The sequence below is a fragment of the Streptomyces griseus subsp. griseus genome, from assembly GCF_000720255.1.
Taxonomy (GTDB): domain Bacteria; phylum Actinomycetota; class Actinomycetes; order Streptomycetales; family Streptomycetaceae; genus Streptomyces; species Streptomyces griseus_I.
This window is the reverse complement of sequence record NZ_JOJE01000006.1, coordinates 79,596-98,092: the sequence shown is the minus strand read 5'-3', so window position 1 is coordinate 98,092 and position 18,497 is coordinate 79,596. Positions and strand designations below refer to the sequence as shown.

Sequence of the window (18,497 nt, the reverse complement as noted above, 5' to 3'; positions counted from 1 at the left end):
CGTTCCACGGCCCAGGTCTTGCTTCGCCGGGGATTCCCCTGCTATCCCCGTCTCATGACCGCGTTTTCCCCGGACGCCACCGACTGGCGCATCCTCGATGTCCTCCAGCGGGAGGGCCGGGCCAGCTTCGCCGAGCTGGCCCGGGCCGTCTCGATGTCCCCGAGCGCCGTGACCGAGCGGGTGCGGCGGCTGGAGGAGGCGGGTGTCATCCAGGGGTACGCGGCGGTCGTCGACCCCGAGCGGCTCGGCCTGCCGATCCTGGCGTTCGTGCGGCTGAGGTACCCGAACGGCAACTACAAGCCGTTCCACGACCTGGTCGCCGTCACGCCCGAGATCCTGGAGGCGCACCACGTGACGGGCGACGACTGCTTCGTCATCAAGGTCACCGCCCGCTCGATGCGCCACCTGGAGGAGGTGTCGGGCAAGATCGGCACGCTGGGCTCGGTCACCACCAGCGTCGTCTACTCCTCCCCACTCCACCGTCGCCCGCTGGGTCAGTGACCGCGCTGCTGCACCACCGATCCCGACCGGCCCTTCACGACCTCCAGCTGGGCGTGGATGCGCCGCCGCAGGTCGCCCACATGGCTGACGATGCCCACGCTGCGGTCGCGTTCGCGCAGGGAGTCGAGGACGTCGAGGACCTCGTCGAGAGTCTGGTCGTCGAGGCTGCCGAAGCCCTCGTCGATGAAGAGCGTGTCCAGGCGGACGCCGCCGGCCTCGTCGGTGACCACGTCGGCCAGACCGAGGGCCAGGGCGAGCGAGGCGAAGAACGTCTCACCGCCCGACAGCGTGGCCGTGTCGCGCTCACGGCCGGTCCAGGCGTCGACGACGTGCAGCCCGAGGCCGCTGCGGCCGCGTCCGGCCCGGTCGGCGGAGTGGACGAGGGTGTAGCGGCCTGACGACATGCGCTGCAGGCGTACGGTCGCGGCGGCGGCCACCTGCTCCAGACGGGCGGCGAGGACGTACGACTCCAGGCGCATCTTCCGCTCGTTGTCGGCGGAGGTGCCCGCCGTGAGGGAGGCCATACGGGCCACCCGGTCGTACTCCTCACGCAGGGGTCCGAGGCGTCGTACGCCCGTCTCCGCGCGCGCGGAGAGCCGGTCGAGTTCGGTGCAGCGGCGGGCGGCCGCGTCCCATGCGGAGGCGGCCGCCCGCAGGCGTCCGGCCGCGTCGGCGGCGGCCCGCTCCGCCGCGGCGAGGTCGGCGGGCGGCTGCTCGGCGGCGGCCGCGGTGTCTGCCTCGGCGAGGACGGCGCGGACGGCCGTCTCCTCGGTCTGCCACACGTCCAGGCGCCGTTGCAGCTCGCGGTGGGCCGCGTCGTCGAGGAGCGCCGCGGCCGCGTCCCGTGGGGTGTCGAAGCCGGCACGGAAGGCGGCCTCGGCGAGCCGTCCGTCGGCGGCCTTGAGCCGCTCGGCGCTCTCCTCGGCGGCCCGCGCGGCATCGGCCGCGTCGGTGAGCCGGGAGACGTGCCGTTCCAGCTCCGCGGCCCGCGCGGCCACGCTGTCCTGGGCGCCGCGGGCCTGCGCCAACTCGGCCTCCAGGGTGGCGCGTTCCCGTTCCAGGGTGTCCCTGCGGGCGGACCTGGTCGCGGTGGCGAGCGCGGCCTGCTGCCGGTCGGCGGTCCGCCGCTCGTGCTCCTGCTCGGCCCTGCGCAGTTCCTCGAGCGCGGCGTGCAGTGCGGAGGCGTCCCGGCGGGCCTGCGCATGGAGCCGTTCCAGCTCGTCGGCGTCCTCGGCGAGCCGGGCGGCCGGGGTGTCGCCGGCCTCGGCGGTGGCGGCGGCGAGCGCCTCGCGTACGACGCCGAGGCGCCGCTCGTCCTCGGCGTGCCGTTCCTCCTCGCGCCGGCAGGCGGCCAGGGCCTGTTCCTCGGCCTCGCGGTCGACGTGCCCGGCGTCCTTGCGCGCGGGGGCGGGGTGTTCGGTGGCGCCGCAGACCGCGCAGGGTTCGCCGTCCGTGAGGTGGGCGGCGAGTTCCGCGGCGATGCCGTCGAGACGCTGCTCCTTGAGGTCGAGCCAGTGCCTCTTGGCTTGGAGCGCGCGCCCCTCGGAGGCGACGACCTGCCGCTGGGCGTCCTCGGTGTCCCCGGCGAGCCGGTCGCGCAGCCGGGCCGCGCGCAGCCGCTTCTGGGCGGGCTCGCGCTGGACGGCGAGCTGCTCGGCCCGAGCCGCGGCCTCCTGGGCGGACTCGATACGGGTCTGGAGTGCCGCACGGGTCGTCTCCCACCCGGCGAGCCAGCCCTCGGTCTCCGCCAGCACCTCCTCGTCGGCGCGCTCCTGGCGGTCCAGGTCGGCGCGCTCGGCGACGAGCCCGGTCAGACGCTGTTCGGCGCGGCGGGCCGACTCCAGGGAGCCCAGTTCCTCGGCGGCCCGGCGTGCGGCGGCGGCGAGTCCGCCCGCACCGGCGTCCGCGTCGCTCCCCGTGAGCAGGGCACGCGCCTGTGCCTCGGTCCGGGCCGCCGCGCGGTGCTCGTTCTCGGCCGCCTCGCGCAGTTCCAGCGCCGGTGCGACCGCCTCCGCCTTGCGGGCCCGCTCCATGCGTGCCTGGGCCTCCCGGTGGGCGTCGGCCCGATCCTCCAGCCGCTGCGCCCGTTCCCGAGCCTCGGTGAACCGCCGCTGCAACCGGGCCACTTCGCGTACATCGTCCAGGGCGCGCTCGGCGGTGGCCTGGGCGGCCTCGGCGGCGGCGCGACCGCGGTGGGCGATGGTGAGCTGTTCCCGCGCGGTGCTGCGGGCGACGGCGGCCGCGGCGAGGACCGCCTCCGCGAGGCCCGGCTCCCCCGGTGCCAGGTCCGGCAGTTCCATGGCGTCGCCCGCGGCCTGCTGCATGCGGTGGGCGTCGGCGAGCAGCTCGGCGTCCCCCTCACGCACCCGTGCCTCGGTTGCGCGCCGGCGCTCCGCCAGGCGTTTCTCGACCTCGGCGAAGCGCTGGGTGTCGAAGAGCCGGCCGAGGAGCCGGCCGCGGGCCTCGGCGTCGGCGCGCAGGAAGCGGGCGAAGTCGCCCTGGGGTAGCAGCACGACCTGGCAGAACTGCTCGCGGCTCATCCCGAGGAGCTGGGTGATCTCCTCGCCGATCTCCTGGTGGGAGCGGCTGAGGTCCTTCCAGGCGCGGGCCGTGGCGTCGTACTCGCGCAGCCAGCTCTGCGCCTTGTCGAGGGTGGTGCCCGAGCCGCGCTTCTTCGGCCGCTCCCAGGGCGGCTGCCGGGTGACCTCCAGCCGTCGTCCCGCGACGGTGAGTTCGAGCGTCACTTCGGTGCGGGTGCCGGCCGCGGCGTGGTCGCTGCGCAGGGTCAGGCCCTGGCCGCTCTGCCGGGCGCCCGGCACGGAGCCGTACAGGGCGTAGCACACGGCGTCCAGGATTGAGGTCTTCCCGGCGCCCGTCGGTCCGTGCAGCAGGAAGAGCCCGGCGGCGGAGAGCTCGTCGAAGTCGACGCTCTGGGAGCCGCCGAAGGGCCCGAACGCGGTGATGTCCAGCCGGTGCAACCTCACCGTGCCACCTCCCGCACCGCGTCGTCCGCGCGGACGGCGTCGAAGGCGTCCCTCAGCACTTCCTGTTCGCGGTCGTCGGGGCCGGCGCCGCGCACATGGCTGACGAAGTCCTCGGCGATCTGCTGGTCGCTGCGGCCGGCGAGGCGGCGGGCGTACGACAGGTCCGGGTCGTCCGGCGCCCGTTCCGGGGCGAAGACGAGGCTGAGGGTGTGCGGGAAGCGTTCGGTGAGCCGGGCCATGGGGTCGGCGGGGCGGACGGCGTCGGTGAGGGTGGCCTCGACCCACGCCTCCTCGTGCCGCGCCAGCTCCGGGTCGGCGAGCAGGTCCTCCAGCGTGCCGCGCAGCCGGACCAGTGCGCGCGGCACGGGACAGTCGATCCGCTCGGCGGTGACCGCCCCGTCGGCGTCCAGGTCGACGAGCCACATGGTCTTGCGGTGGTCGGCCTCGGAGAAGGAGTACGGCAGCGGGGAGCCGGAGTAGCGCACGCGCTCGGTGATGGTCTGGCAGCCGTGCAGGTGGCCCAGGGCCGCGTAGTCGGCGCCGTCGAAGACGCCTGCGGGCACGGCGGCCACCCCGCCCACGGTGATGTCCCGTTCGCTGTCGCTGGCCTCGCCGCCGATGACGAAGGCGTGGGCGAGGACGACGGAGCGGGTGTGGGGCGCGCGGGTGGCGAGGTCGGCGCGGACCCGGTCCATGGCGGCGGCGAGCACGGCCTCATGACCGGCCTTCTCCACCCCGAACTCCTCCTTCACCAGGGCGGGTTCAAGGTAGGGCAGCCCGTAGAACGCCACGTCGCCGAAGGCGTCCGCGAGCACCACCGGTGTCCCGGCGGCCGACGGCTGGGTCCGCAGGTGGATGCCCGCGCGGCCGATGAGCCCGGCGCCCACTCCGAGCCGCCGGGCCGAGTCGTGGTTCCCGGAGATCATCACCGTGGGCACGCCGAGGCCTGCGAGCCGGTGCAGGGCGTCGTCGAAGAGTTCGACTGCGGCGAGCGGAGGCACCGCACGGTCGTACACATCCCCCGACACGACCACCGCGTCGACCTCGCGCTCCCGCACGGTCGCGACGAGCTGCGCGATGAAGTCCGCCTGGGCACCGAGCATGTTCACCCGGTGGAAGGCACGGCCGAGGTGCCAGTCGGACGTGTGCAGGATCCTCAAGACGCCACTCCGACCCGCATGTCTCCCCTTGCTCCACCCCTGGCCCGGGCCCCGATCCGCGCCCGGCCCTCACCAACCATCGGCACCGACCACGCTAACCCCTGCCGAGCGCTGATCCTCACGGACCTCAGTCTGCCATCGCCGCCCGGCGTCGGACGACGGAGGACCGGGACCCCTGAAACATCGTGTTCACGACAAGAGAAACCGGCGGTAACAAGCGGTTTCTAGCGTGCCCCTGGGATCGGAGCCGTATACAAGCCCGCACACGACTCATGACGGTCCGTCGACTGTCCCGCTCCGGCGACGACGCCGAGCGGGTTCTCCACTCCCCCAACCCCCGCACCCAGCCCCACCGGGAGGCGCGTCATGAGTACCACCGAGTCACCGCTGACAACGCCAGGAAGCACGAAGGCCGCCACGGACCAGGCGGTGAAGGAGACCCTGGAGGACTACACCCTCCGCTTCGCACCCCGCAGTTACCGCCGCTGGACCCCGATGGTCGTGGCCACCACGGCGCTCGGCGGCATCGCCTATATGGCCGACTTCTCCATCGGCGCGGGCATCGGCCTGGCCCACGGCACCGGCAACGCGCTCGTCGCGATCGCCGTCGCCGCGGTCGTCATCTTCGTCACCGGCTTCCCCCTCGCCTACTACGGCGCCCGCTACAACATCGACCTCGACCTGATCACCCGCGGCTCCGGGTTCGGCTACTACGGCTCCGTCCTCACCAGCGTCATCTTCGCCAGCTTCACCTTCATCTTCTTCGCCCTCGAGGGCTCGATCATGGCCCAGGGCCTCAAACTGGGCCTAGGACTGCCGCTCTGGCTGGGCTACCTGGTCTCCACGCTGATGGTGATCCCGCTGGTGATCTACGGCATGAAGGCGCTCAGCAAGCTCCAGGTGTGGACGACGCCCGTCTGGCTGCTGCTGATGGTCGGCCCGCTGGTGTACCTGGTCGCCACCGACCCGGGCACGGTCGACCGCTTCCTCGCCTACGCCGGCACCGACGGCGAAGGCGGCGTCAACACCGCCTCCGTCCTCCTCGGCGCGGGCGTGTGCCTCTCGCTCATCGCGCAGATCGGTGAGCAGATCGACTACTTGCGCTTCATGCCGCCCAAGACCGAGGCGAACAAGCGCACCTGGTGGACCGCGGTCGTCATGGCCGGGCCCGGATGGGTCGTGCTCGGCGCGCTCAAGCAGGCCATCGGCGTCTTCCTCGCCGTCTACATCCTGGCCGAGGTCGGCGCGGACGCGGCGCCCGAGCCGATCCAGCAGTTCCGCGGCGCGTTCGACGCGATGATGCCGTCCTGGATGGTCGTCCCGCTGGCCGTCGCCCTGGTCGTCATCAGCCAGATCAAGATCAACGTGACGAACGCGTACTCCGGATCGCTGGCGTGGACGAACTCCTTCACCCGCGTCACCAAGCACTACCCCGGCCGCATGGTCTTCGTCCTGGTCAACCTGGCGTTCGCCCTGGCCCTGATGGAAGCCGACATGTTCAGCTTCCTCAACGACATCCTCGGCTTCTACTCGAACTGCGCCATCGCCTGGGTCGTCACCGTCGCCACCGACATCGGCGTCAACAAGTACCTGTTGAAGCTCTCCCCGCTCCAGCCGGAGTTCCGCCGCGGCATGCTGTACGCCGTCAACCCGGTCGGTGTCGTGGCGTTCGTCGCCGCCTCCGGGCTGTCGATCGCCATGTACTTCCACGCGCTCGGCGACACCCTCCAGCCGTACTCCCCCGTCGCCGCCGCCGTCATCGCGTTCGTCCTCACGCCGCTCATGGCGGTCGTCACCAAGGGCAGGTACTACCTGCGCCGCACCGACGACGGCATCGACGAGCCCCTCCTGGACGCGGACGGCAACCCGAGCGCGCTCACCCTGGACTGCCACGTCTGCCGGCAGCCCTACGAGCGCCCGGACCTGACCGCCTGCGCCACCCACGACGCCGTCGTCTGCTCTCTGTGCCTGAGTACGGACAAAGTCGGCGACCATGTGCTGCCGGTGGAACCGGCGGGAATCTGACAGCGAGTTGGCCTTCCGGGTCCGTGGTCGGTGAGGGGCAGCGGCACGAGATCGCCGCCGCCGCCCCCTCACCTCACCTCACCTCACCTCACCTTCAGCGTGGTCCACGCCGACCGCGGGCGATCGCGAACCCGGCCGACACCAGGCCCAGTACACCCACGACCAGCCCAGCCGCCCCGAGGCCACGAGCGGTCGAGTCGCTCGCCGATGCGACCTGCCCGGGGTTCTGACTCGGGCGGGGAGTGCCGGTCCCGGTGTCGCCCCCGTCGGTGCCCTTCGCCGTTAGCCTCACGACCGGCGCCGGGTTCTCCGGCTCGTCCCCGCCCTGTTCGGGCGCCTCGATCCAGCGGACCACCTTGCCGTCGGAGTACGTCTGGAGCGCCTTGAAGGTGAGTCGGCCGGTGTCGTCGGGCAGCTGCCCGAAGGCGACGTCGAAGTCCTCGTACTGGCCCGGGGCGATCCTGCCACCGGTCCACGTGATCTCGGAGACGGCGTCGGTGATGGTGCCGTCGTCGGTCTTGACCGGCGTCTTGAGCTTCGTGTCGGTCACCTTGGCGGTCCAGCCGTCCCGCGGCGAGACGAGCACGCCGAGGACGGGGTGGTCGGTGGGCAGGAAGACCTGGACCTTGGTGGTGGCGGCGCCGTCCTCCTCGTCGGGGACGCGGAAGGTCAGGGTGCCGTCCGTGGCGCCCTTGGCGTAGCTCTCCGGATGGACGGTGACGTGCGCGGCGGCCACGCCCGCGGTTGTGAGGACGCCCGCGGCGGCGAGCGCGGTGACGGCGCCCGCGCGGCGGAGGACGGTGTGGATCGGGGACATGGGTGGTCGGTCTCCGTACTGGGAAAGGGCGTGCAGGGTCAGTTCGCGTACGTGACCGACACCGGCGGGCCGCGCCGGTGGACCGCGTGCCGCAGCAACGCCTGCCGCACCGCCCTCGCCCCGTCCGCGGTCCGACCCACGAAACGGTGGACGCCGTGAACCGCCCCTGGCCCTCCCCGCACCCGCCACCAGGCGACCAGGCCCGGCACGAACGCGACGGCCCAACGCAGCAGCGACCACAGCGCGGCCTCGCCCCGCCGCAGCCACCAGGTCATGACGAGCGCCGCGGTGATGTGCGCGGCGGTGGCGTGGGGCATCAGGGCATGAGGGTGAACCATCCGCATGCCGTGCGTCAGCGCGTGGGACGGGGCCATGCGCATGCCCTGCATCCGTGTCATGCCCTGCATCCGTGTCATGCCCTGCATCTCTGTCATGGCATGCGTCCGAGCGGCGCCGAACGCGAGATGCAGCCCGCCCTGGGCGGCGAGCGTGGCGCCGCCGATGCCGGTGAGCGACCGCTCCCGTCCGCCCAGCAGCCAGCCGACGACGAACAGGGGCACGGACCCGGCGGCCTGGACCCACACGGGCGGCGCGACACCCGTCGCCACCAGATGTCCGCCGGCGGCCAGCAGCACGCACAGCGCGGCGAACACCGCCGCGCGCACGCTCCGTACCGCAGGGGACGCCTGGGACGCCCGGGACGGCTTCATGGCGCCCGATCCTGCCATGCGACACCCGGCGCGTTCAGCCAGCCTCCCGATCTGGCTCCGCCCGGCGGTACGAGCGCGGCAATCCGTCAGGCGTCCCCGTACGCCTCCCCGCCGAGCTCGAACCCCGCCGTCCCCGCCGTCGCGTCCGCGAGCCAGGCGCGGAAGGCGTCCACGTCGGCGTCCGGGAGCCCGATCTCCAGGGTGACCGCCTCGCCGTAGCGCACGTCGCGCACCTCGCGGCCGGTCGTGCGGAGGTCGTTCTCGAGTTTGCCCGCACGCTGGTGGTCGACCGTCACCGTGGCGAGCCGGAACCGGCGCCGGGTGATCGTGCCCAGCTCGTCCAGGGCCTCGCCGACCGCGCCGCCGTAGGCACGGATGAGGCCGCCCGCGCCGAGCTTGACCCCGCCGAAGTAGCGGGTGACGACAGCGACGACGTACCTCATGTCGCGGCGCAGCAGCATCTGGAGCATGGGGACGCCGGCGGTGCCGCCGGGTTCGCCGTCGTCGCTCGCCCTCTGGACGGCCGCGTCGGCCCCGATGACGTACGCCCAGCAGTTGTGGGAGGCGTCGGAGTGCTCCTTGCGGACGGCCGCGATGAAGTCCTGGGCCTCCTGTTCGGTGGCCGCCGGGGCCACCGCGCACAGGAAGCGGGAGCGGTTGACCTCGGTCTCGTGCGCACCCGCGCGGGCGACGGTGCGGTACTCGTCCTGCATCCGGCCAGCGTAGTGGGCCGGATCAGCCGCCCTTCCCTCCCCTGGGCACGGCCGTCCAGGTCAGCAGGGCCGTGCCGGGGGCGAGGTCGCGCCAAGTGGTGCCGCGCCAGGAGAGGAGCGCGATCGCCGAGGTCGGGAACTTCAGCCGGACGTCGTCCAGCAGGTCGTCCAGGCCGTCCCCGGCCAGGGCGAGGACCAGTTCCTCCAGGCCGGGGTTGTGCCCGACCAGCAGCAGGGTGGCGACTTCGGCCGGCGTCTCCTGGACGACCCCCAGCAGCTCGGGCATTTCGGCCGCGTACAGGCGAGGGTCGTAACGGACCGGGGGCGGGGTGCCCCACTGGGCGGAGGCGAGTTCCCAGGTCTCACGCGCGCGTCTCGCCGTCGAGCACAGGGCGAGGTCCGGCAGGCAGTCGACCTCGGCGAGCGCGCGCCCGGCGGCCGGAGCGTCCCGGCGGCCGCGCGGGGCCAGGGGGCGTTGACGGTCGGGTACGCCCTCCGGCCACGCGGACTTGGCGTGCCGCAGCACGGCCAGGCGGCGCAGCGGTCCCGCTCCTGTGCGCGGTGTCATGCCCAGGCTCCCAGGTCGCGGGTGAGTTCGAGACCGAGGAGCCGGTCGGCGTACGCGTACGTCTCGAACCGGGCGCCGTCGGGCAGCTCCGGGCCGGCCTCCTCCACCCGGCGCAGGACTCCGAGCACGCCGGGTACGTCCAGGTCGTCCTCCCAGGCTGTACGCAGTTGTCCGCGCACGTCCTCCGGCACCGGCCGCGAGGGCTGCCGCGCCCACTCGGCGACGGCGCGGCGCCACCGTACGAGCGTGGCCCGAGCCTCCTCCAGCGCCGGGTCGTCCAGCCGCACGGGGGCACTCCGTGGCCGCGAGAGCAGGGCCATGCGCAGGACCGCCGGGTCGGTGCCCCGCCCGTGCTCGGGGGCGCCCGGGTCGGCGCCGGACGCCGGTACGAGATCGGTCGGCTCGACGGGCGCGACGGTGATCCGCACGCCGTCGGGGGTCGCGTCGCCCTCGCCGACCACGTGGAGGGTCTGCGCCTCCCGCAGGCCGGTGTCCCGGCCCTCCTCGAAGGGTCGGACGCCCAGTGCCGCCGCACCCGCCCGGACCCGCGTCCGGTCCCCTTCGCCGGTGAGGAGCGCCCGAACGGGCGTACCGCCGAGTTCCAGGGCGCGGACGAGCAGGTCGGCGACGAGCAGCACGCGCAGCGTCCCCGTGTCGTAGCGCGTCGCGTGCGCCTCGACCCGGGTCAGGCCGCGGCGGACCGGGGCGGCGTCGAGGGGCTCACCGGTTCGGGCGTCGATGATGCGGAGCACGAGCCGAGCGTAGGCGCCCTGGCGGCGAAGCGCAGGTATGCGGCACGGATCCCGGACACGACGGCGCGGCGCGCGGGGACCGCCGTCCGGCGCCTCGGGGGCGCCGCGCACCCCGGAATCTCCCCGCGCCCGGCACTGTTGTCCGACACGACACCCTTTCCCGAGGTCACAGGAGGCCCAAGGATGTACGGCGACGAAGCGACGGTCCGCAAGATCCTCACGGGGCTCGGCGACACCTGGGCGATCGTGGGGCTGTCGTCGAACCGAGGACGCGCGGCCCACGGCGTCGCCGAGGTGCTGCAGCGCTTCGGCAAGCGGATCGTGCCCGTGCACCCCAAGGCGGAGACAGTGCACGGCGAGCGGGGCTACGCCTCCCTCGCGGACATCCCCTTCGAGGTGGACGTCGTGGACGTCTTCGTCAACAGCGACCTCGCCGGAGCCGTCGCCGACGAGGCGGTGGCGAAGGGTGCCAAGGCGGTCTGGTTCCAGCTGGGCGTGATCGACGGGGCCGCGTACGACCGGACCCGGGCGGCCGGCCTCGACATGGTCATGGACCGCTGCCCGGCGATCGAAATCCCCCGCCTGCACTGATATCGAGCTGAGAATTCCGAACACCCCTGGAAATTCTGAAAGGTTGCCCAGGAAACGCCCGCGTGCGGGTCAAAACTCCTTCCGTGCCCTTCAGTACAAGGGTCGGCGATTCCTAGCCTGAGGCCTCTGAAACACGGCGCACGATCGCTGTGTAAATTCTATGAGAGGCCCCTGAGAGAATGGTAAGCGTCGATCGCATTCCACAGGCCACGGGGAACTCCGGCGGCCTGAGACGAGATGTCGGACTGATCGGACTGATGTGGGCGTCGGTCGGATCCATCATCGGCTCGGGCTGGCTGTACGGCGCGGAGAAGGCGGTCGTGGTGGCCGGTCCCGCCGCGGTCGTGTCGTGGGGGATCGGGGCCGTCGCGATCGTCCTGCTGGCCCTGGTGCACGCGGAGCTGGGCGGCATGTTCCCCGTCGCGGGCGGAACGGCGCGCTATCCGCACTACGCGTTCGGCGGGCTGGCCGGCATGTCGTTCGGCTGGTTCTCCTGGCTGCAGGCGGCGACCGTCGCACCGATCGAGGTCGAGGCGATGATCGGATACGCCGGGCACTGGAGCTGGGCGCACGGATTCCAGCACGCCGACGGCACGCTCACGACGTCCGGATTCATGGTCGCCGTGCTCCTGATGGCTGTCTTCGTGGCCGTCAATTTCTTCGGTGTCCGGGCGCTCGCGCACACCAACAGCGCGGCCACCTGGTGGAAGATCGCGGTGCCGCTCGTCGCCATCTTCGTCATCGCGGCCGGCAACTTCCATCCCGGCAACTTCACTTCGGAGGGCTTCGCCCCGTTCGGCGCCAAGGGCGTGCTGAGCGCGATCAGTTCGAGCGGCATCATCTTCGCGCTGCTGGGTTTCGAGCAGGCGATCCAGCTCGCGGGCGAGAGCCGCGACCCTCGGCGTGACCTGCCCCGGGCGACCCTGGGCTCGGTGGCGATCGGCGCCGTCGTCTACGTCCTGCTCCAGGTGGTGTTCATCGCCGCCCTCCCGCACAGCGCGTTCGCCCACGGCTGGGCCAAACTGCACTACGAGGGCATCAGCGGCCCCTGGGCGGGTCTGGCGACCCTCGTGGGCCTGGGCTGGCTGAGCGTGGTGCTGTACGTCGACGCGGTGGTATCCCCCGGCGGCACCGGCCTGATCTACACGACCGCGACCTCCCGCGTCTCCTTCGGCCTCGCCAGGAACGGCTACGCCCCGAAGGTGTTCGCCCGCACGGACAAACGCGGCGTGCCGTGGTTCGGTCTGATCGTCTCGTTCGTGACCGGCGTGGTCTGCTTCCTGCCCTTCCCGAGCTGGCAGGAGCTGGTCGGCTTCATCACCTCGGCGAGTGTGCTGATGTACGCGGGCGCGCCCCTGGCGTACGGCGTGTTCGCCGACCGGCTGCCGCACCACGAGCGCCCCTACCGGCTGCCCGGCGGGAAGGTGGTCGCCCCGCTGTCGTTCGTGGTGGCCAACCTCATCGTGTACTGGGCCGGTTGGGACACCCTGTGGCGGCTGGGCGTGGCCATCGTCATCGGATACGTGCTGCTGGGGGCGTACGCCTGGTACGCGGTCACCGCGGGACTCCCCGACGCGCCGAGGCTGGACTGGAAGGCCGCACAGTGGCTGCCGGTGTACCTGCTGGGCCTCGGACTGATCTCCTGGCAGGGCGGTTTCGGCGGTCAGGGACATCTGGGCCTGTGGTGGGACATGCTGCTCATCACCGCGTTCTCGCTGGTGATCTACTACTGGGCGAAGGCGTCCGCGTCCTCCGCCGAGGACATCGAGCGGGGCATCGACGAGGTGGCGGTGGTGGCGACCCCGGCGCACTGACACCCCGTGAGGGAACACCCATAATGTGCGGGTGACCACCGACTCCCTCTCTTCTCGTCACAGTTCGGTCGTCGTCGTGGGCGCCGGGCCCGCCGGGCTCACCCTGGGCAACATCCTGCGGGCCGCCTCCGTGGACTGTGTGGTGCTGGAGACCGAGAGCCGGGAGTTCGTCGAACGGCGGCCGCGGGCCGGCGTGATCGAGGAGTGGGCCGTACGGGAGCTCGGGCGGCGGGGCCTCGCGGAGAACCTGCTGCGGCGGGCCCAGCCGCACACCGCGTGCGAGTTCCGCTTCGGCGGCGAACGTCATCGCTTCGACTACACGGAGACGACGGGACGTCATCACTACGTCTATCCACAGCCGTTGCTGGTCACCGACCTGGTGCATGAGTACGCGGACGTCCGGGGCGGCGACGTCCGTTTCTCCGTGCGGGACGTCCAGTTGCACGACCTGGACACCGACCGGCCGTCCGTGTCGTACACCTGCCCCGAGACCGGCGTGCGGCAGGTCCTCGACTGCGATTTCGTCGCCGGCTGCGACGGGGCGCGCGGAGTGTCACGGGCCGCGCTGCCGGCGGAGCGGACCCGTGTCGCGCGGCACGACTACGGCGTCGGCTGGCTCGCGCTGCTCGCGGAAGCGCCACCCTCCTCCGACTGTGTGCTGTTCGGGGCGCATCCGCGCGGGTTCGCCGGGCACATGGCCCGCAGCCCCGGGGTGACCCGCTACTACCTCCAGTGCCCGCCCGGCGACGACCCGGAGAACTGGCCGCACGACCGCGTCTGGGCCGAGTTGCAGGAGCGGCTGGGAGCGGCCGGCGCCGCGCCGCTCACGGAGGGACCGCTGATCGAGAAGCGCGTGCTGGCGATGCACGATTACGTCGTCGAGCCGATGGCGTCCGGGCGTCTGTTCCTCGCCGGGGACGCGGCACACCTCGTCGCACCGATCGCCGCGAAGGGCATGAACCTGGCCCTGCACGACGCGTTCCTGCTGGGGGACGCGCTGGCCGCCCGGCTCACCTCGGGCGACGACAGCGGGCTCGCCGGCTACTCGGAGGCGTCGTTGCGACGCGTGTGGGACTACCAGGAGTTCTCGCAGTGGCTCTCCGAGCTGTACCACGGCAGCGCGGCGGGTGACCCGTTCCGGGCCGGAACCACCCTCGCCCGGCTGCGCCGCCTGTTCACCTCACCCACCGCCGCGGCCGCCTTCGCGGAGCAGTACCTCGGCACGGCCGCCCGCTACTGAGCCCCGGCCCGGAACCTGCCGTCGGCGGTAGACGCCGTCAGTCGTGCAGGGGCTGGTCGCCCAGCCGGTGGTCCGCCACGTTCAAGGACTCGTCGACCAGTCGGCGCAGATGGCCGTCGCGCAGGGAGTAGATCACCCGGCGGCCCTCCTTCCGGGTGTTCACCAGGCCGGCGAGCCGCAGCCGGGCCAGATGCTGGCTGACGGCCGGCCGCGCGGCCCCGCACGCCTCCGTGAGGGTGCTGACGTCGGCCTCGCCGGCGGTCAGGGCGTGCAGCAGAGCGAGGCGGGTGCGGTCACCGAGCAGGGCGAGGAGTTCCGCGGCGAGCGCGAACTGCTCCTCGCCGGGGCTGCGCGGGTGCGCATGATGTGCAGCTGATAGGTGCATGCGTGCGCTCATACGCACATAATGGCGTCGTGGACGTCCGCGCGTCCACCTCCGCGCACCGGAAGGGGATCCACGTGAGCGACCGGCACGAGCACACACATGGGGACGGGCACACGCACGAGCACTCCCACGGTCACGAACACGCGCACGGCCACGCCCACCCGCCTCACCGCCACGACCCCGCCCCCGCGCCCGTCCTCGTTCGGGTGACGCACCGCCTCGCCCACCTCCTCACCCCTCACTCCCACGAGACCGCCGACAAGGTCGACCCCGCCCTGGAGGCCTCGGCCCGTGGGATGCGCGCGCTCTGGGTCTCGTTGGCGGTGCTCGGAGTGACCGCGCTCGTCCAGGGGGTCGTGGTGGCCGTGTCCGGGTCGGTGGCGCTGCTCGGCGACACGGTGCACAACGCGGCGGACGCGCTGACCGCCGTACCGCTCGGGATCGCGTTCGTCCTGGGCCGGCGCGCGGCGACGCGCCGCTTCACCTACGGTTACGGTCGCGCGGAGGACCTGGCCGGTCTGGTGATCGTCCTGACGATCGCCGCGTCGGCGGCCTTCGCCGGCTGGGCCGCGTTCGACCGGCTCCTCGATCCGCGTCCCGTCAGCCAGGTCCCGGCGGTCGCCGTGGCCGCCCTCGTCGGCTTCGCCGGCAACGAGTGGGTGGCCCGCTACCGCATCCGTGTCGGCCGGGCCATCGGGTCGGCCGCACTCGTCGCGGACGGACTGCACGCCCGTACGGACGGATTCACCTCACTCGCCGTGCTCCTGGGCGCGGGCGGCTCCGCCCTCGGCTGGCAACTCGCCGACCCGATCGTGGGGTTGGCGATCACGGCGGCGATCGTGCTCGTGCTGAGGGACGCGGCGCGCGAGGTCTTCCGGCGGGTGCTGGACGCCGTGGACCCGGCGCTGGTGGACCGGGCCGAGCGGGCACTGCGGGAGGTCCCGGGGGTGCGTGAGGTGGGTGAGCTGCGGCTGCGCTGGATCGGGCACCGGCTGCGTGCCGAGGTGGCGGTCGTCGTGGACGGTGAGGTGACCGTGCGGGAGGCGCACGCGATCGCCGTGGACGCCGAACACGCCCTGCTGCACGCGGTGCCCCGGCTCACCGCGGCCCTCGTGCACGCGGACCCGGCGCCGGTGCCTGGCGAGGCGGATCCCCACCTGGCTCTCGCCCATCACACGGCGGCCTGAGCCAGGGCCTGTCCTGTGCGACCCGACCCGAACGGATGACCCTAAGGGGTCCGCCCTAAGGGGTCCTTTCACTATGAGCACCCGATCAGGCCGCGTGGTCTGGTGCCGTGCATCGCAAGGCGCCGGAGAGCCCTCGTAGCGGAGCTACTAGGGCTCTCCGGCAACGCGGCGAGGCGCGGTGCCAGGCCGCGCGGCCCGGGTGGGCATAGTGAAAGGACCCCTAAGCCACGCCCAGCCCCTCCAGGACCACCGCCCCGGGCAGCTCCCCGAACGCCTTGCCCGGCACCAGCAGTTTGCCGCGTCGGCGGCCGCTGCCGACGAGGACGTACGGCAGGTCGACGACGGCCGGGTCCAGCAACACCGGCCAGTCGACGGGCAGTCCGAGCGGGGTGATGCCGCCGTATTCCATGCCGGTCTCCCCCGTCGCGGTGTCCATCGAGGCGAACGAGGCCTTGCGGGCGCCGAGTTGGCGGCGCACCACACCGTTGACGTCCACTCGGGTGGTGGACAGGACGAGACACGCGGCGAGTGTGGTCCCGCCGCCCCGCTTGCCCGCCACGACCACGCAGTTGGCCGACCTCTCCAGCACGTCCCGCCCGTAGTGCTCGACGAAGACCGCGGTGTCGGCCCACTCCGGGTCGGTGTCGACGTAGAGGATCTCCTCCGCGGGAACGCTGCCCCTCCAGTGGCGCACGGCCTCGGCGACCGGGGCGGTCAGCTCGTCGAGGCAGTCCGGGGCGGGCGTGGCGTGGTCGAAGTCTCCGATGGGTGCGCGCATGGCCGCACGGTAACAGCCCTGCCTCAGCCGACGGGCGGGACGGAGACGGCCATGACGACCTCTGTCGGCACGTCGCCGTCGTTGCCGTACGTGTGTGGGGTGTTGGCCTCGAAGGTGGCGCTCCCGCCGGCGTCGACGCGGTACTCCACACCGTCGACGGTGAGCGTCAGCTCCCCCACGGTGACATGGACGATCTCGACGGTGCCGGCCGGGTGGGGGTCGGACGTGCTGCTCTCGCCGGGCATGAGCCGCCAGTCCCACATCTCCAGCGGGCCGGGGGCCTCGGTGCCCGCGAGGAGCCGGTTGTAGCTGCCCGACTCCGTGTGCCACAGCCGTACCGTCTGGGCGGCGGTGACCACCCGGACCTTGGGGCCCCGTTCGTAGTCGAGCAGGGTGGTGATGCTGACGCCGAGTGCGTCGCCGATCTTGACGACCGTGCCGAGACTGGGGTTGGTGCGGGCCTGCTCGATCTGGATGAGCATGCCGCGGCTGACCCCCGCGCGCGCGGCGAGCGTCTCCAGGGTGAAGCCGCGTTCGGTGCGCCAGCGCCTCACGTTGCGCGCCAGGGACTGGGTCAGCAGGTCGAGGTCCGACACGTCGGGGCCACCACTCCTCACTCGTTGAGTCCAATGTGCTGGATGACGACGTACATCGCGGCGCACTGCGGTGAGGCGCATCCGATCATCCACCGAACTGTACTGCGAGGCGTCCGGTGGCCACGGTTTCCGCCCTGGCGTGAGGGCTCGTCAGGCCTCGAGGTCGAGGCCTCGGAGTCCTTCCTCGGCTCGGGCGTCGAGGGCGGCCAGTTTCGCGGCCGTCTCCTCGTCCAGCTCCGACAGCGCCACCAACTGCTCGGAGGTGACCCCGTCGGGGATCGGCACCGGGGCCGGCGTCCGCAGCGGCGGCTGCCAGCCCTCGACGGGCGTCCAGCGCCGTACGACCCGGGCGGGCGCCCCGGCCACCACGGCGTGGTCGGGCACGGTGCCCCGGACCACCGCCCCGGCCGCCACCACCACGTTCCGCCCGATCCGCGCGCCGGGCAGGATCACCGCGCCCGTGCCGATCCAGCACCCGGAGCCGATCTCCACGGGTTCCATGCGGGGCCACTGCTTGCCGATGGGCTCGTGCGGGTCGTCGTAGGAGTGGTTGGTGGAGGTGACGTAGACATAGGGACCGAAGTAGCAGTCGCTGCCGATGGTGACCGTGGTGTCCGCGATGACGTGGCTGCCCCGGCCCAGGACGACGCCGTCGCCGATGCGCAGGATCGGTTCGGGGCCGAGGTCGAGGTCGGGCATCAGACCGGCGGTGAGCGTGACCTGCTCGCCGACGATGCAGTGGGCGCCGAGGTGGATCCATGGTTCGCCGAAGACCGTGCCCAGCGGGAAGGCGAGCCGGGTGCTCTCACCGAGCGATCCGAACCGGAAGCGTCCAGGGCGCTCCGGGGTCACCGAGCCCGTGCGCTGCACCCAGGCCCAGCCCGCGTGGACGGCGCGCTGAGTGAGGCGACGCCGCCATGATGAGAACGTGTTCTTACTCTTGGGCACCCGCTCACCGTACTCAGCGCGCCGGCCGCCCACGGGGCGGCAGCCCTGTGATCTTCACCCCACTGGGTGGCGTACGGTGCGGGTATCACCGACCAGGAGGCGAGATGACGCACAAGGCGCTGATCACCGGCATCGGCGGCAAGGACCCCAAGATCCACGAGGAGGCGTTCGTCGCGCCCACGTCCTCGGTGATCGGGGACGTGACCCTGGAGGCGGGCGCCAGCGTCTGGTACGGCGCGGTGCTGCGCGGCGACGTCGAGCGGATCTCCGTCGGCGCGAGCAGCAACGTCCAGGACAACTGCACGCTCCACGCGGACCCGGGCTTTCCGGTGACCGTCGGCGAGCGGGTCTCCATCGGGCACAACGCGGTCGTGCACGGGGCGACCGTCGAGGACGACTGTCTGATCGGCATGGGGGCCACGGTGCTGAACGGTGCGGTGATCGGGGCGGGGTCGCTCGTGGCCGCGCAGGCGCTGGTGCCGCAGGGGATGCGGGTGCCGCCGGGGTCGTTGGTGGCGGGGGTACCGGCGAAGGTGCGGCGGGAGCTGACGGAGGAGGAGCGTCAGGGGGTCACGTTCAACGGGACGTCGTATGCGGAGTTGGCGAAGGCGCACCGGGATGTGCATCGGGGGTGACCGCCGAACGCGGGCTGCCGGCCCTGTTCGGTTGATCGCGCCCACGCGGCGGAGCCGCATGTCGACGCGGGCCCCGCGCCCCTTTTCGGCGCG

At 72.6% G+C, this 18,497-nt stretch carries 18 protein-coding genes; 7 read left to right on the top strand and 11 right to left on the bottom strand.

Features of this window, described 5'->3' with window-relative positions; genetic code table 11:
• The first annotated feature begins 54 nt into the window (after positions 1-54).
• Positions 55-501, top strand: a complete 447-nt coding sequence (locus tag IG99_RS11385) for an Lrp/AsnC family transcriptional regulator (RefSeq protein WP_037672500.1) — start codon at positions 55-57, stop codon at positions 499-501.
• On the opposite strand, the gene IG99_RS11380 is transcribed toward IG99_RS11385, so the two are convergent.
• Together IG99_RS11380 and IG99_RS11375 are read right to left on the bottom strand one after the other, a co-directional pair.
• A complete protein-coding gene (locus IG99_RS11380; protein ID WP_037672498.1) occupies positions 495-3,485 on the bottom strand; it encodes an AAA family ATPase in 2,991 nt (996 codons plus the stop codon). The genes IG99_RS11385 and IG99_RS11380 overlap by 7 nt on opposite strands.
• Positions 3,482-4,645 (bottom strand): exonuclease SbcCD subunit D, encoded by a 1,164-nt coding sequence (locus tag IG99_RS11375; RefSeq protein ID WP_037672496.1) that lies wholly within the window; start codon positions 4,643-4,645, stop codon positions 3,482-3,484. The genes IG99_RS11380 and IG99_RS11375 overlap by 4 nt, the downstream gene beginning before the upstream one ends.
• 366 nt (positions 4,646-5,011) lie before the next feature.
• Between IG99_RS11375 and IG99_RS11370 the strand changes: the two genes are divergently transcribed.
• The gene (locus tag IG99_RS11370; protein ID WP_037672494.1) at positions 5,012-6,670 is read left to right on the top strand and encodes a purine-cytosine permease family protein; all 1,659 of its coding nucleotides are present in this window, start codon (positions 5,012-5,014) and stop codon (positions 6,668-6,670) included.
• Between the two features lie 94 nt (positions 6,671-6,764).
• Here the strand turns inward: IG99_RS11370 and IG99_RS11365 are convergent, their stop codons facing one another.
• From IG99_RS11365 to IG99_RS11345, 5 genes are all read right to left on the bottom strand, one after another.
• A complete protein-coding gene (locus IG99_RS11365) occupies positions 6,765-7,487 on the bottom strand; it encodes a YcnI family protein (RefSeq protein WP_037672492.1) in 723 nt (240 codons plus the stop codon).
• Between the two features lie 38 nt (positions 7,488-7,525).
• Positions 7,526-8,197, bottom strand: a complete 672-nt coding sequence (locus IG99_RS11360; RefSeq protein WP_051865204.1) for a hypothetical protein — start codon at positions 8,195-8,197, stop codon at positions 7,526-7,528.
• Between the two features lie 86 nt (positions 8,198-8,283).
• Entirely contained in the window at positions 8,284-8,910 is a 627-nt protein-coding gene (locus IG99_RS11355) for a YigZ family protein (protein WP_037672490.1), read from the bottom strand.
• A 22-nt stretch (positions 8,911-8,932) separates the two neighbouring features.
• Positions 8,933-9,478, bottom strand: coding sequence for a SixA phosphatase family protein (locus IG99_RS11350; protein ID WP_037672489.1), 546 nt, complete (start codon positions 9,476-9,478; stop codon positions 8,933-8,935).
• Positions 9,475-10,230 carry a cysteinyl-tRNA synthetase gene (locus IG99_RS11345; RefSeq protein ID WP_037672487.1) on the bottom strand — a complete coding sequence of 252 codons (756 nt, stop codon included), beginning with the start codon at positions 10,228-10,230 and terminating at the stop codon, positions 9,475-9,477. Before IG99_RS11345 ends, IG99_RS11350 begins: the two co-directional genes overlap by 4 nt.
• A 183-nt stretch (positions 10,231-10,413) precedes the next feature.
• Here IG99_RS11345 and IG99_RS11340 point away from each other — a divergent pair, with 183 nt between their 5' ends.
• From IG99_RS11340 to IG99_RS11330, 3 genes are all read left to right on the top strand, one after another.
• A complete protein-coding gene (locus IG99_RS11340; RefSeq protein ID WP_037672484.1) occupies positions 10,414-10,821 on the top strand; it encodes a CoA-binding protein in 408 nt (135 codons plus the stop codon).
• 179 nt (positions 10,822-11,000) lie between these two features.
• Positions 11,001-12,635, top strand: a complete 1,635-nt coding sequence (locus IG99_RS11335) for an APC family permease (RefSeq protein ID WP_037672481.1) — start codon at positions 11,001-11,003, stop codon at positions 12,633-12,635.
• Between the two features lie 31 nt (positions 12,636-12,666).
• Positions 12,667-13,875, top strand: coding sequence for a 4-hydroxybenzoate 3-monooxygenase (locus IG99_RS11330; protein WP_037672948.1), 1,209 nt, complete (start codon positions 12,667-12,669; stop codon positions 13,873-13,875).
• A 37-nt stretch (positions 13,876-13,912) separates the two neighbouring features.
• On the opposite strand, the gene IG99_RS11325 is transcribed toward IG99_RS11330, so the two are convergent.
• Positions 13,913-14,272: an ArsR/SmtB family transcription factor gene (locus tag IG99_RS11325; protein WP_078947655.1), complete on the bottom strand. Its 360-nt coding sequence runs from the start codon at positions 14,270-14,272 to the stop codon at positions 13,913-13,915.
• 62 nt (positions 14,273-14,334) lie between these two features.
• Between IG99_RS11325 and IG99_RS11320 the strand changes: the two genes are divergently transcribed.
• On the top strand, positions 14,335-15,447 hold the full coding sequence (locus tag IG99_RS11320; protein ID WP_037672945.1) for a cation diffusion facilitator family transporter: 1,113 nt from the start codon (positions 14,335-14,337) through the stop codon (positions 15,445-15,447).
• Between the two features lie 220 nt (positions 15,448-15,667).
• Here IG99_RS11320 and IG99_RS11315 read toward each other — a convergent pair whose 3' ends face one another.
• From IG99_RS11315 to IG99_RS11305, 3 genes are all read right to left on the bottom strand, one after another.
• Positions 15,668-16,225 carry a YbaK/EbsC family protein gene (locus tag IG99_RS11315; protein ID WP_037672476.1) on the bottom strand — a complete coding sequence of 186 codons (558 nt, stop codon included), beginning with the start codon at positions 16,223-16,225 and terminating at the stop codon, positions 15,668-15,670.
• A gap of 23 nt (positions 16,226-16,248) precedes the next feature.
• The gene (locus IG99_RS11310; protein ID WP_037672474.1) at positions 16,249-16,821 is read right to left on the bottom strand and encodes a helix-turn-helix domain-containing protein; all 573 of its coding nucleotides are present in this window, start codon (positions 16,819-16,821) and stop codon (positions 16,249-16,251) included.
• A gap of 150 nt (positions 16,822-16,971) precedes the next feature.
• Positions 16,972-17,769, bottom strand: a complete 798-nt coding sequence (locus IG99_RS11305; protein WP_199815492.1) for an acyltransferase — start codon at positions 17,767-17,769, stop codon at positions 16,972-16,974.
• A gap of 104 nt (positions 17,770-17,873) precedes the next feature.
• Between IG99_RS11305 and IG99_RS11300 the strand changes: the two genes are divergently transcribed.
• Positions 17,874-18,404 carry a gamma carbonic anhydrase family protein gene (locus IG99_RS11300; RefSeq protein WP_037672466.1) on the top strand — a complete coding sequence of 177 codons (531 nt, stop codon included), beginning with the start codon at positions 17,874-17,876 and terminating at the stop codon, positions 18,402-18,404.
• Positions 18,405-18,497 lie beyond the last annotated feature (93 nt).